This window comes from Streptomyces sp. NBC_01224 (assembly GCF_036002945.1).
In the GTDB taxonomy this organism is placed as follows: Bacteria; Actinomycetota; Actinomycetes; order Streptomycetales; family Streptomycetaceae; genus Streptomyces.
The window spans coordinates 6,638,780-6,651,282 of record NZ_CP108529.1; the positions used below are offsets into that span (position 1 = coordinate 6,638,780).

General features: G+C 71.6%; 11 protein-coding genes. 9 read left to right on the top strand and 2 right to left on the bottom strand.

The genetic code is table 11. From position 1 onward, the window contains the following. The first annotated feature begins 218 nt into the window (after positions 1-218). Positions 219-1,250: a C40 family peptidase gene (locus tag OG609_RS29860; protein ID WP_327275669.1), complete on the top strand. Its 1,032-nt coding sequence runs from the start codon at positions 219-221 to the stop codon at positions 1,248-1,250. 17 nt (positions 1,251-1,267) lie between these two features. Then, on the top strand, positions 1,268-2,524 hold the full coding sequence (locus tag OG609_RS29865; RefSeq protein ID WP_327275670.1) for a hypothetical protein: 1,257 nt from the start codon (positions 1,268-1,270) through the stop codon (positions 2,522-2,524). Between the two features lie 205 nt (positions 2,525-2,729). Here the strand turns inward: OG609_RS29865 and OG609_RS29870 are convergent, their stop codons facing one another. Continuing rightward, on the bottom strand, positions 2,730-3,980 hold the full coding sequence (locus tag OG609_RS29870; RefSeq protein WP_327275671.1) for a glycosyltransferase family 87 protein: 1,251 nt from the start codon (positions 3,978-3,980) through the stop codon (positions 2,730-2,732). A gap of 99 nt (positions 3,981-4,079) precedes the next feature. On the opposite strand from OG609_RS29870, the gene OG609_RS29875 reads away from it, so the two are divergent. Then, positions 4,080-5,222: a glycosyltransferase family 4 protein gene (locus tag OG609_RS29875; RefSeq protein ID WP_327275672.1), complete on the top strand. Its 1,143-nt coding sequence runs from the start codon at positions 4,080-4,082 to the stop codon at positions 5,220-5,222. Positions 5,223-5,314: 92 nt separating this feature from the next. Here OG609_RS29875 and OG609_RS29880 read toward each other — a convergent pair whose 3' ends face one another. Continuing rightward, a complete protein-coding gene (locus OG609_RS29880) occupies positions 5,315-7,111 on the bottom strand; it encodes an AMP-dependent synthetase/ligase (protein ID WP_327275673.1) in 1,797 nt (598 codons plus the stop codon). A gap of 280 nt (positions 7,112-7,391) precedes the next feature. Between OG609_RS29880 and OG609_RS29885 the strand changes: the two genes are divergently transcribed. From OG609_RS29885 to OG609_RS29910, 6 genes are all read left to right on the top strand, one after another. Next, the gene (locus OG609_RS29885; RefSeq protein ID WP_327275674.1) at positions 7,392-8,198 is read left to right on the top strand and encodes a metallophosphoesterase family protein; all 807 of its coding nucleotides are present in this window, start codon (positions 7,392-7,394) and stop codon (positions 8,196-8,198) included. A gap of 107 nt (positions 8,199-8,305) precedes the next feature. Further along, positions 8,306-8,755 carry an SRPBCC family protein gene (locus tag OG609_RS29890; RefSeq protein ID WP_266361911.1) on the top strand — a complete coding sequence of 150 codons (450 nt, stop codon included), beginning with the start codon at positions 8,306-8,308 and terminating at the stop codon, positions 8,753-8,755. A 4-nt stretch (positions 8,756-8,759) separates the two neighbouring features. Next, the gene (locus tag OG609_RS29895) at positions 8,760-10,085 is read left to right on the top strand and encodes an ArsA family ATPase (RefSeq protein WP_327275675.1); all 1,326 of its coding nucleotides are present in this window, start codon (positions 8,760-8,762) and stop codon (positions 10,083-10,085) included. Positions 10,086-10,169: 84 nt separating this feature from the next. After that, on the top strand, positions 10,170-10,628 hold the full coding sequence (locus OG609_RS29900; protein ID WP_327275676.1) for a DUF5304 domain-containing protein: 459 nt from the start codon (positions 10,170-10,172) through the stop codon (positions 10,626-10,628). Between the two features lie 74 nt (positions 10,629-10,702). Then, positions 10,703-11,644 carry an ROK family glucokinase gene (locus OG609_RS29905; RefSeq protein WP_327275677.1) on the top strand — a complete coding sequence of 314 codons (942 nt, stop codon included), beginning with the start codon at positions 10,703-10,705 and terminating at the stop codon, positions 11,642-11,644. Positions 11,645-11,722: 78 nt separating this feature from the next. Further along, the gene (locus tag OG609_RS29910) at positions 11,723-12,481 is read left to right on the top strand and encodes an endonuclease/exonuclease/phosphatase family protein (protein WP_327275678.1); all 759 of its coding nucleotides are present in this window, start codon (positions 11,723-11,725) and stop codon (positions 12,479-12,481) included. Positions 12,482-12,503 lie beyond the last annotated feature (22 nt).

Here is a 12,503-nt window from a genome sequence, read left to right on the forward strand (position 1 = left end):
TTCCCGCGCCCGCGCAGACAGTCCGCCCCGCCGGAGACCACAGGTCACCGGCGGGGCGTCGCCGTTTCTGCCGTCCTGCCGCCCGGCGCAGCCTTTGGTCGCTCCGTAATCGTCCGACTACTGTCTGCCTGCCGTGCAGCTCCCGGTCGTCGGTCCGCCCGTCCCGGGCGGCAGGGGCTGCGCGCGTCTGCCTACAGCGGAAGGGAGTGCGGCGTCCTGTGGTGTCCCATCGCCGTTCCACACAGCCCGGCCTCAACCGGGGCGCCCGGGTCACTGTTCTGTCGGCCGCGGCGGCGACCGCGGCCGCCACGCTCGGGGCGGCCACCGCGAACGCCGACCCGCAGGACACGCCCCGGACCGCCAAGGCCCGGCTCGACCGGCTGTACAGCGAGGCGGAGCGGGCCACCGAGCAGTACAACAAGGCCGGTGAGGACGCCGACCGGCTGCGCGGCGAGCTGAAGCGGACCCAGGACCGGGCGGCCCGCGACCAGGAACGCCTCAACCGGATGCGTACGGCGCTCGGTTCGGTGGCGAGCGCGCAGTACCGCTCGGGCGGCCTCGATCCCTCGCTCGCTCTGCTGCTCTCCTCCGACCCGGACACCTACCTCGACCGGGCGGCCACCCTGGACCGCCTGACCGAGTATCAGGCCACCGAGCTGCGGCAGCTCCAGCAGGCTCAGCGCTCTCTCGCGCAGACCCGCGCGGAGGCCGCGCGGGCGCTGGCCGATCTGGAGCGCAACAGGGCGGCCGCCACCCGCCACAAACAGACCGTCGAGCGCAAGCTCGCCCGGGCCAAGCAGCTGCTGGACGCGCTGCCCGGGGCCGACCGGGCGGACTTCGAGCGGTCCTCGCGCTCCGGCCGCGACGACGTGTTCCCGGCCACGGCCGTTCTGCCGGCCGGCTCCGCACGGGCGGCCGCAGCCGTCATGGCGGTCCGGCAGGCACTGGGCCGCCCGTACATCTGGGGGGCCAACGGGCCGGCCGGATTCGACTGCTCCGGGCTGATGCAGTGGGCGTACGCCCAGGCCGGGGTCAGCCTGCCGCGCACCTCACAGGCCCAGCGGTACGCGGGACACATGGTGCCGCTCTCCGAGGCCCGCCCCGGCGACCTGGTCGCCTATCGCGCGGACGCCGGCCATATCGGCATGTACGTCGGCAACGGCCAGGTGATCCACGCCCCGTACCCGGGTGCCCCGGTGCGCTACGACCCCGTCGGCATGATGCCCGTCTCCTCGGTCACCCGCATCTGACCCGTACCCTCGACCGGGTGACTGACAGGCGGCGTACCGCACCGCGGGGACGTAACGGAGGACGGCGCACGGCGGGAGTGCTGCTCGCCGGGCTGCTGTTCGTCTCCGCCTGCGCGGCCCCCGACGACGGCGCCGCCCCGGACTCCACCGCCCGAGGTATCCGCGCCACCCTGGACCGCCGCGCGGCCGCCGTGCTGGAACACGACACGGACGCCTATCTGGCCGCCATAGACCCGAGGGCCACCGGGTTGCGCACGGCCCAGCGCCGGGAACTGGACAACCTCGCGGACGTACCGCTGAGCTCATGGACGTACCGGCTGACGGACGTGACCGGACAGGGCACCGACCGGGCGACCGCGGACATACAGCTGCGCTACCGGATCAAGGGCTACGACGCCGCCCCGGTCACCGCGGACCGGGTGCTCGATCTGAGACGGGACAGCGCGGACGACCGCTGGTACATCGTCGGCGACCGGGCGGGCAAGGACAGCGGCCGGCAGCTCTGGCAGCAGGGCGATGTCCAGGTCGTGGACGGAAAGCACAGCCTCGTCCTCGGGGTCGGCCGCACCGAGCAGGAGCTGCGCCGGATCGCCCGGGCCGCGGACCGGGCGGTGCCCGCCGTCTCGGACGCCTGGCCGGAACGCTGGGCAGGCCGCGTGGTGGTGCTCGTACCGCACACCATGGAGGACATGGCGGATCTGCTGGGGTCACCGGCGGCGAACTACCGGGGCATCGCGGCCGTCACCACCGCGCAGACCGGCGGTCCGGACCGGGCGCCCGCGGACCGGGTGATCGTCAACCCGCAGGCGTACGGCATGCTCGGCACCTTCGGACAGCGGATCGTCCTCACCCACGAGATCACCCATGTCGCCACCCGCACCCGCACCTCCGCCGCCACCCCGACCTGGCTCTCCGAGGGCTTCGCCGACTGGGCGGCCTACCGCGCCGAGGACCGTACCGCCGCACAGGCCGCGCCCGAACTGGCCGGCGCCGTCCTGCGCGGCGATCTGCCCGCCGAGCTCCCCACGGGCGAGGACTTCGGCTTCGCGGGAGACCCCGCGCGTCTGGCGAGGGCGTACGAGGGCGCCTGGCTGGCCTGCGAGCTGATCGCCGACCACTGGGGCGAGAAGAAGCTGTTCGCCTTCTATCGGGCCGTCGGAGGGCACTCAGGGCGGGACGGGGCGGTGGAGCAGGCCATGCACAAGGTGCTCTCCACAACCCCGCAGGACTTCACGGCACGCTGGCGGGAGTATCTGCGCTCCCGGCTCGGCTGAGAGCCTGTCGGGTGCCCTCCGACCGGGCGGCCACGCCCTGGCACGCACGCTTCCCGCGTTGTCGTCAGTCACCGACTCCCCCATAGCTGAAGGCATGGGGGGACCCCCTTCGCGTCGACTCCCTCCTTCGCCTTGGAATCGCACGCACCAGACCGCGTCCGTTATCCGATCGGAGGTCACCCGACAGGCTCTGAGCGAGACGCGCTCAGGAGCCGACCGGCTCGGCATCCCGGCCGGCGCCGGACCGGGCGGCCGGCGGCCGGCCGCCCTCGCGCGGCATCCCGGACACCGTCTGCCGCCACAGCTGCCGGCAGGCGATCAGCGTCGCCGCGACCAGCAGGCCGTTGCGCAGGAACATCAGCGTCACGCCCATCGCGTCGCTGGTCACCACATGGACGAAACCGAGCGGGAACTCCAGCTGAGTGATGCCCGTGGCGAGCAGCACCAGAACGGCCGGCAGCCCCATCCGGCTGTCGCGGAAGACCAGGCAGACCGCCGCCAGGCCGACCAGCCACACCATGTACTGGGGGCTGATCACCCGGCTCGTCGTCGTGAACAGCAGCACCGCCGTGAACGCCGCGTCGGCCGGGGTGTTCACCCGGAAGTCACAGGCCCGCAGCCGCCACACCAGCAGCCAGCCGAAGGCCACGACGGACAGGCCGAGGGCGAGCGTGCTCACCAGCGGCACATGCGGACCCAGGAACTCCAGCGAGCCGTAGTGCAGTTCCACCCGGCCCTGCCAGCCGAACTGCCGCCACACATGGAAGACCAGCGCCCCCAGCGACTCGACCTCGGTGCCCCGGTCGCGCTGGAAGCCGAGAAAGGCCAGCGCACCGGGCATCGCCACGGTGCAGACCACCAGCAACCCGGCCGCCGCCACCGCCGCGGCCGTCCACGCCCGGCGCGTCTGCGGCCCACGTGCGGTACCGGCCAGGATCAGCACCGGCCACACCTTCAGCAGCGCCCCCACGGCGGCCAGCACCCCCAGCACCCGCGGATGCCGCACCCCCGCAAGCAGCGCCGCCACCGCCACCGCCGCCACCATCACGTCGTAGCGGGCGTACGCGGTCGTACCGAGCAGCGGCACCCCCGCCACCCACACCCAGGCGCCCGCCGTCCACCGGCCGGTCCGGCGGCCCGCGTACAGCAGCAGCCCCAGCACCAGCCCGTCGCACAGGAACGCGAGGACGAAGAAGGCCGAGGCGTAGTCCAGGAACGGGAGCAGGGCGGGGGAGAGGATGGCGAGCGCGGCGAGGGGCGGGTACTGCCAGGTGACGTCGGACTGCGGGTACGTACCGGTCTTCAGGACCTCGGACCAGCCGTGGTAGATCACCGAGACATCACTGGTCACGTCCGGTCCGGGCAGCGTGATCACCTTCGTGACGCAGAGCAGCAGCGTGACCCTGGTGAGGGCCCACACCGCGAGAGCGAGCCGCGCGCCGGTCGATCCCGTCATGGACGCCTCATCCGTTTCGGCAGTGGGTACGACGAGCCATGATGCCCGCCCGGCCTGTGCGAGAGCCATCGGCCCGGCCGCCCGGTACTGTCGGCCGGGATGGACAAGACCCTGATCGTGACCAACGACTTCCCGCCCCGCCCCGGCGGCATCCAGGCATTCCTGCACAACATGGCACTGCGCCTGGACCCCGGACAGATCGTCGTATACACCTCCACCTGGAAGCGCAGCCCCGAAGGCATCGCGGCCACCGCCGCCTTCGACGCCGAGCAGCCGTTCACCGTCGTCCGAGACCGTACGACGATGCTGCTGCCGACCCCGCGGGTCACCCGGCGCGCGGTGCAGCTGCTGCGCGTACACGGCTGCACATCCGTCTGGTTCGGCGCCGCGGCCCCGCTCGGGCTGATGGCTCCGGCGCTGCGCAGGGCCGGTGCCCGCCGCCTGGTCGCCACCACGCACGGGCACGAGGCGGGCTGGGCCCAGCTGCCCGCGGCCCGGCAGCTGCTGGGCAGGATCGGCGAGACCACGGACACGATCACCTACCTGGGGGAGTACACCCGCTCCCGGATCGCCACCACACTCAGTCCCGAGGCGGCGGACCGCATGGTTCAACTGCCGCCCGGCGTCGACGAGAAGACCTTCCACCCGGACTCCGGCGGGGACCTGATCAGGGCCCGGCTCGGGCTCTCGGACCGGCCCGTCGTCGTCTGTGTGTCACGGCTCGTGCCACGCAAGGGCCAGGACACGCTGATCCTCGCGATGCCCGCGATCCTGGCGCAGGTACCGGACGCGGTGCTGCTGATCGTCGGTGGCGGACCGTACGCCAAGGAGCTGAAACGGCTGGCCGAGGAGACGGGGGTCGGCGAGTCGGTGCGCTTCACCGGGCCGGTGCCGTGGGACGAACTGCCTGCCCACTGCGGCGCGGGCGACGTCTTCGCCATGCCGTGCCGGACCCGTCGAGGCGGCCTCGACGTGGAGGGCCTCGGCATCGTCTTCCTGGAGGCGTCCGCGACCGGACTGCCGGTGGTGGCGGGCGACTCGGGCGGTGCGCCGGACGCCGTGCTCGACGGCGAGACCGGCTGGGTGGTGCGCGGCGGCTCCGTGGAGGAGTCGGCCGACCGGATCGTCACCCTGCTCCGTGACCCGGAGCTGCGGCAGCGGATGGGAGAGCGGGGGCGGGCCTGGGTCGAGGAGAAGTGGCGCTGGGACCTGCTGGCCGACAGGCTCCGCGCGCTGCTCTGACCACACGTGACGCGGTACGCCGAGGGGGCCCGCGCGAGTACGTGAGAGGGGGCCCGCACACGCCGTGCGGGCCCCCTCTCACATGCTTCGGGTCAGCCTCGGTAGATCGACTCGACCTCGTCCGCGAAGTCCTTCGCCACCACATTCCGCTTCAGCTTCAGCGACGGTGTGATGTGCCCCGCCTCCTCGGTGAACTGAGACGCCAGGATGCGGAACTTGCGTACCGACTCCGCCTTGGACACCGCGGCGTTCCCGTCGTCCACCGCCCGTTGCACCTCGGCCAGCAGCTCCGGGTCCTCACGCAGCGACACGGCCGTCGAGCCGGCCGGCTTGCCGTGCTCCTCGGCCCAGCGGCCCAGGAACTCCTCGTCCAGGGTGATCAGCGCGCCCACGAACGGCCGCCCGTCGCCGACCACCATGCACTCGGCGACCAGGGCGTGCCCGCGGATGCGGTCCTCGATCACCGCGGGAGCGACGTTCTTGCCGCCCGCCGTGACGATGATCTCCTTCTTGCGTCCGGTGATCGCGAGATAGCCGTCCTCGTCGAGCGTGCCGATGTCGCCCGTGTGGAACCAACCGTCGGCCAGTGCCTCGGCCGACGCCACCTCGTTGTTCCAGTAGCCGGTGAACAGGTGCTCGCCGTGCAGCAGTACCTCGCCGTCGTCGGCGATCCGGACGACCGAGCCGGGCAGCGGCTGGCCGACCGTACCGATCTTCTGCCGGTCCCACGGATTGAACGCGGTGGCCGCGCACGTCTCGGTGAGCCCGTAGCCCTCAAGCACCGTGAAGCCGATACCGCGGTAGAAATGGCCGAGCCGCTCGCCCAGCGGTGCGCCGCCGGAGATCGCGTACTCGCCGCGTCCGCCGAGAACGGCCCGCAGCTTGCTGTAGACCAGCCGGTCGAAGACCCTGTGCTTGAACCTCAGGCCCATGGACGGGCCCTGAGGGGTGCCCAGCGCGCGGCTGTACGCGATCGCCGTGTTCGCGGCCTTGTCGAAGATCTTGCCCTTGCCGTCGGCCTGCGCCTTGGCGCGCGCCGAGTTGTAGACCTTCTCGAAGACCCGCGGCACACCGAGGATCAACGTCGGCCGGAAGGAGGCCAGTTCATCGGTGAGATTCTTGATGTCCGGTACGCAGCCGAGCTTGATCGGGGCCATCACCGAGGCCACCTCGACCAGCCGTCCGAAGACATGCGCGGCGGGCAGGAAGAGCAGCACCGAACACTCGCCGGTACGGAAGAGGGGCTTCAGCCGCTCCACCACATTGCCGCACTCCGCGAAGAAGCTGCGGTGCGTGAGCACGCAGCCCTTGGGACGGCCGGTGGTGCCCGAGGTGTAGACGATGGTGGCCGGGTCGTCCGCCTTGGCGCTCGCCATCCGCAGGTCCAGGGTCTCGTCCGAGACGTCCTCGCCGGTCGCCGACAGTTGGCGGACCGCGTCGTCCTCGATCTGCCAGATGCCCTTCAGGGCAGGCAGATCCGCCTGGACCGAGACCACGGAGGCCTGGTGCGCCTCCGACTCCACGATGCACAAGGTGGCACCGGAGTCACCGAGGATCCACTGGATCTGCTCGGGCGAGCTGGTCTCGTACACCGGGACGGTGACCGCGCCCGCGCTCCAGATCGCGAAGTCGAGCAGTACCCACTCGTAGCGCGTACGGGAGAGCAGGGCCACCCGGTCGCCCGCTTCGATGCCCGCAGCGATCAGACCCTTGGCGACGGCTCTGACCTCGGCCAGGAACTGTGTGGCGTCGACATCGGTCCACACTCCCGCCACTTTGCGGCTCATCACCGCAACATCGGGATGCTGAGCGGCATTGCGGCGGATGAGATCCGTCAGGTTGCCGTCCGAGGGGACCTCGTACAGGGCCGGAAGGCTGAACTCGCGCAAGACTGCTGCTCCTCATCGGGCTCCGGTGCCACGGCTCTGTGTGACGCACCGGCTGCGGTCCAAGACTGGCGGGTGCTCAGTGGTGTGAGCACGGCTGGACTGCCCGGACGTTACCCACCAGTACTCGGTTCCCGATAGGGGGTTCCGGCCAGATGTCTTATGCGTCACACACAACGGTGATCCTTGCGCGCACAGTAGTCCACTGTGATTACCGCCCGGAGGTCGTCGCAGGTCCGGCGGCCTCTACCCAGGTGGACAGCAGAGTTCTAGGGTGATCGTCATGCCAGCCGGACCGAACAGCCGAGGAACCTCGACCGCACGGCGCACGCGCGTTCATGTGGTCAGTGACGTGCACGGCAGCACCGAGGCCCTGGCCCGCGCGGGGGACGGCGCCGACGCGTTGATCTGCCTCGGTGACCTGGTGCTCTTCCTCGACTACGCCGACCACTCGCGCGGCATCTTCCCCGATCTGTTCGGCGTGGAGAACGCCGACCGGATCGTCGAACTGCGCACTGCTCGCCGCTACGAGGAGGCCCGCGAGTTCGGCCGCGGCCTGTGGGCGGGCATGGACCGCAACGCCGCGATCGTCTCGGCGGTGCGCAAGCAGTACGCCGAACTCTTCGCCGCCTTCCCCGCCCCGACGTACGCCACCTACGGCAACGTCGACATCCCCGACCTGTGGCCCGAGTACGCACGCCCGGGCACCACCGTCCTCGACGGCGACCGCGTCGAGATCGGCGGCCGCGTATTCGGCTTCGTCGGCGGCGGTCTGAAGACCCCGATGAACACCCCGTACGAGATCAGCGACGAGGAGTACGCGGCCAAGATCGAGGCCGTCGGCCCGGTCGACGTGCTCTGCACCCACATTCCCCCCGATGTGCCGGAGCTGACGTACGACACGGTGGCGCGCCGCTTCGAACGCGGCAGCCGGGCCCTGCTCGACGCCATCCGCAGGACCCGCCCCCGGTACGCACTGTTCGGCCATGTCCACCAGCCGCTGGTCCGCCGGATGCGGATCGACACCACCGAATGCGTGAACGTCGGCCACTTCGCGTCAACCGGCAGGCCCTGGGCCCTGGAATGGTGACCGCACCGGCACCGGACCCTGGAACGAGGCGCCGTGCACACGCGATAGCCTTCTGACGGCAGGCCTCTGCCGACGCACCGGTACACCGCACTGGAGGAGCCACGGCGATGGCTGAACACACCAGCTCGAGCATCACGATCGAGGCGGCGCCGGCCGACGTCATGGGAGTGATCGCCGACTTCGCCCGCTATCCGGAGTGGACCGGCGAGGTCAAGGAGGCCGAGGTCCTCTCCACCGACGACCAGGGCCGCGCCGAGAAGGTCCGTCTCGTCCTGGACGCCGGAGCGATCAAGGACGACCACACCCTCGCGTACACCTGGATCGGCGACTACGAGGTCAGCTGGACCCTCGTCAAGTCCCAGATGCTGCGCGCCATCGACGGCTCCTACGCGCTCGCCCCGCTCGGCGACGGCGACCGCACCGAGGTCACCTACCGGCTGACCGTCGACGTCAAGATCCCGATGCTCGGCATGATCAAGCGCAAGGCCGAGAAGGTCATCATCGACCGCGCCCTGGCCGGCCTGAAGAAGCGCGTCGAGTCCGTCCCGAAGGCCTGACCCGGTGCGTACGGTCCTCGTCACCGGCCCCGGCGGCGCCGGCCGTACCACCGTCGCGGCGGCGACTGCGCTGGCCGCGGCCCGTCGCGGGCGTCGCACCCTGCTGCTCTCCGCCGACGCCATACCCGGCTTCCCCGAAGGTACGGAACCCGCCGAGGTCACGGACGGCCTGTGGTCCGCCCGCATCGACTCCGGCGAACACTTCCGCAGCGAACTGCTCACCCTCCAGGAGCAGGCGTCCGGCGTGCTCGACCTGCTCGGCGGGAACCGGCTGGACGGCGAGGAACTCACCGAACTCCCCGGCAGCGCCCAGCTCGCCCTCCTGCACGCCCTGCGCCGCGCCGCCCGGGGCGACTGGTCGCCGGGCGGCTACGAACTCCTCGTCGTCGACCTGCCGCCGCTGCGCGAAGCGCTCGCCGTACTCGCCCTGCCCGAACAACTGCGCCGCTATTTGCGCCGGCTGCTGCCCCAGGAACGCCAGGCCGCACGCGCCCTGCGCCCGATGCTCGCCCAGCTCGCCGGCGTGCCCATGCCCGCCCAGTGGCTGTACGAGGCCGCCGCCCGCAGGGACGCCGAGCTGGCCGCCGTCCAGGCACTGATCGAGGACCGCAACACCACGCTGCGGCTGGTCGCCGAACCCGGCCCCGCCGCCGAGGACGCCCTGCGCACCGCCCGCACCGGCCTCGCCCTGCACGGACTGCGCGTCGACACCCTCGCGGTGAACCGGGTACTGCCCAGGCACTCCGGCGACCCATGGTTCGCGGCCCTCGCCGCGCAGCAGGAGAAGACCATCGACCACTGGTACGAGGAATGGGTGCCCGCGGCAGCCCTGTGCGAAGTGCCCCACCTCGGCCGCGATCCGCGGAGCCTGGACGACCTCACCCTTCTCGACACCGGATCCGGCTCCACCGTCTTCGAGGAGGCGGGCACCGGCGGCGGCCTCTTCGAGGGCGACGGACTCGCCGCGGAACTGGACGACCGGAGCCCCGGCCGGGCCGACGACCCCTGGTGGATCGAGGACCCGAACGCTCCGGACGGCCTCGACGAGCTGCGGCCGCTGCTGCCCGGCAGCCGGATCGTGACCGCCCCGCCGCCCGGCGAGGGCGACTCCGTTCTGGTCTGGTGCCTGCCCCTGCCCGGTGTCGTCAAGTCGGACCTCCAGCTGGTGCGCCGCGGCGACGAACTGCTCCTCACCGTGGGACCGTTCCACCGCATCGTCCCCCTGGACTCCGGGCTGCGCCGTTGCACCGTCTCCGGCGCCGCCCTCACCGACGGGGTGCTCCGGGTCCGGTTCACGCCGGACCCCGGTCTGTGGCCCCGGACGAGCTGAACGGCGCATCACGGTTCGGGTAACGTCGGTAGTACGTGTCCCGTATGCCGGGCCGCCAGGCAAACCACGTCGCAGGAGTCCGCTATGAGCGAAGCCACCGATCGTCCCGTCGACGACGACGCGTGGGCGAAGGCCTGCGCCGAGGACCTCGAAGCGGAGAAGGCCCGCCGCCGCGCCCAGCACGGCCCGCCGCCCGGCTCCGCAGCCGAGGAGCTGCGCAAGCTGGTCGACGCCGTGGCCGACAAGGTCTCGTCCCTCCGGTCGCCGCTGTTCGGCGCGGCGGCCCAGGGCACCGTGCAGCAGATCATCAAGCAGGCCAAGTCCGCCGTCGAGCCCGTCATCGAACGCAATCCGGACGTCTTCGACCACATCGCCGCGGCCGGCAACGAACTCCTCGCCGCCTACCGCTCCGCCGTGGAAGGCCAGGAACGCCGCTGGACCCAGGGCGCCGGGGCCCCCGCAGGCACAGAAAAGAAGGCCGACGACCCCACCGACCCGCGCGACGAGGGCCCCGCCGCGGGCGAACACATCGACCTGGACTGACCGGCACCGATGGGTCGGGTTCCCGGCTCGGGTACGGTTGGCCACAGCGGGGCTCGACCGAAACTGAGGGATTCATGGGACTCACCATCGGCGTCGATATCGGCGGCACGAAGATCGCAGCTGGAGTGGTCGACGAAGAGGGACAGATCCTCTCGATGTTCAAGGTGCCGACCCCGCCGACGGCTGAAGGCATTGTCGACGCGATCGCGACGGCCGTGTCCGGTGCGAGCGAGGGCCACCAGATCGAAGCCGTCGGCATCGGCGCCGCCGGATATGTCGACGACAAGCGCGCCACTGTGCTGTTCGCTCCGAACATCAACTGGCGGCACGAGCCGCTGAAGGACAAGGTCGAACAGCGCGTCGGCCTTCCGGTCGTCGTCGAGAACGACGCCAACGCCGCCGCCTGGGGCGAATACCGCTTCGGCGCCGGACAGGGCCACGACGACGTCATCTGCATCACTCTCGGCACCGGTCTCGGCGGCGGCATCATCATCGGCAACAAGCTGCGCCGCGGACGCTTCGGTGTGGCCGCCGAGTTCGGCCACATCCGGGTCGTCCCGGACGGCCTGCTCTGCGGCTGCGGCAGCCAGGGCTGCTGGGAGCAGTACGCATCCGGACGCGCCCTCGTCCGGTACGCCAAGCAGCGTGCCAACGCCACCCCTTCGAGCGCCTCGATCCTGCTGTCGCTCGGCGACGGCACGGTGGACGGCATCGAGGGCAAGCACATCAGCGCGGCCGCCCGGCAGGGCGACCCGGTGGCGATCGACTCGTTCCGCGAGCTGGCCCGCTGGGCCGGCGCCGGACTCGCCGACCTCGCCTCGCTCTTCGACCCGTCCGCGTTCATCGTCGGCGGCGGTGTGTCGGACGAGGGCGAGCTCGTCCTCGACCCGATCCGCAAGTCGTTCCGGCGCTGGCTGATCGGCGGCGAATGGCGTCCGCACGCCCAGGTGCTCGCGGCCCAACTGGGCGGCAAGGCAGGTCTGGTGGGCGCGGCTGACCTGGCCCGCCAGGGCTGAACCACCCGGAACCGCACAGAGCCGGACGCCCGTCGCGCCCCCTGGGGAGCGGCGGGCGTCCGTCGTATCGTGAGACGCATGGTCCTGACGCTGCTGCCCGACTCCCGTACCGAGCCGGATGGTTCGGCCGTCATCAGAGTGCTCAGCTACAACGTCCGGTCGATGCGCGACGACTGCGAGGCACTGGCCCGCGTCATCAGCGCCTGCGCCCCCGACCTCGTCCTCATCCAGGAAGCCCCGCGCTTCTTCCGCTGGCGCAAGCGCGCCGCCTGGCTCGCGGCCCGCACCGAGCTGGTCGTCCTGAGCGGCGGCGCCACGGCGGCCGGGCCACTGCTGCTCTGCTCGCTGCGGGCCACCGTGGAGCGGACACAGGACGTGCTGTTGCCACTCACCCCCGGCCTGCACCGCCGGGGCTTCGCCACATCGGTGGTACGGATCGCGGGCACCCGGATCGGTCTGCTGAGCTTCCATCTGAGCCTGCAGCGCGACGAACGCCTGGCCCAGACGCAGATGCTGCTGGAACGGCTGGACGCGATGGGCGTCGAGCACGCCATCGCGGCCGGCGACCTCAACGATGTACCGACCGGGACCGCGTTCCGGCGGCTGGCCGGGCGGCTCCAGGACTGCTGGGCCGTGAGGCCGTGGGGTGACGAGAACACCTTCTCGCCGGACCATCCGCGGCGGCGCATCGACGCCGTGTTCGCGACGGGCGGGATCGAGGTGCTCGGCTGCGGTGTCCCCGCAGGGCTCCCCGGTGTCACCGACGCTGACCTGCGGGCGGCCACGGACCACCTGCCGGTGCTGGCGGCACTACGGGTACCCGCGACCAGGCCCTGAGCTGCGCGGCAGCAGCTCAAGG

Coding starts and splice junctions, on each gene's coding strand:
- OG609_RS29905 (WP_327275677.1), top strand. CDS start 10,703: ATGGGACTCACCATCGGCGTCGATATCGGCGGCACGAAGATCGCAGCT.
- OG609_RS29900 (WP_327275676.1), top strand. CDS start 10,170: ATGAGCGAAGCCACCGATCGTCCCGTCGACGACGACGCGTGGGCGAAG.
- OG609_RS29870 (WP_327275671.1), bottom strand. CDS start 3,980: ATGACGGGATCGACCGGCGCGCGGCTCGCTCTCGCGGTGTGGGCCCTC.
- OG609_RS29890 (WP_266361911.1), top strand. CDS start 8,306: ATGGCTGAACACACCAGCTCGAGCATCACGATCGAGGCGGCGCCGGCC.
- OG609_RS29910 (WP_327275678.1), top strand. CDS start 11,723: ATGGTCCTGACGCTGCTGCCCGACTCCCGTACCGAGCCGGATGGTTCG.
- OG609_RS29885 (WP_327275674.1), top strand. CDS start 7,392: ATGCCAGCCGGACCGAACAGCCGAGGAACCTCGACCGCACGGCGCACG.
- OG609_RS29875 (WP_327275672.1), top strand. CDS start 4,080: ATGGACAAGACCCTGATCGTGACCAACGACTTCCCGCCCCGCCCCGGC.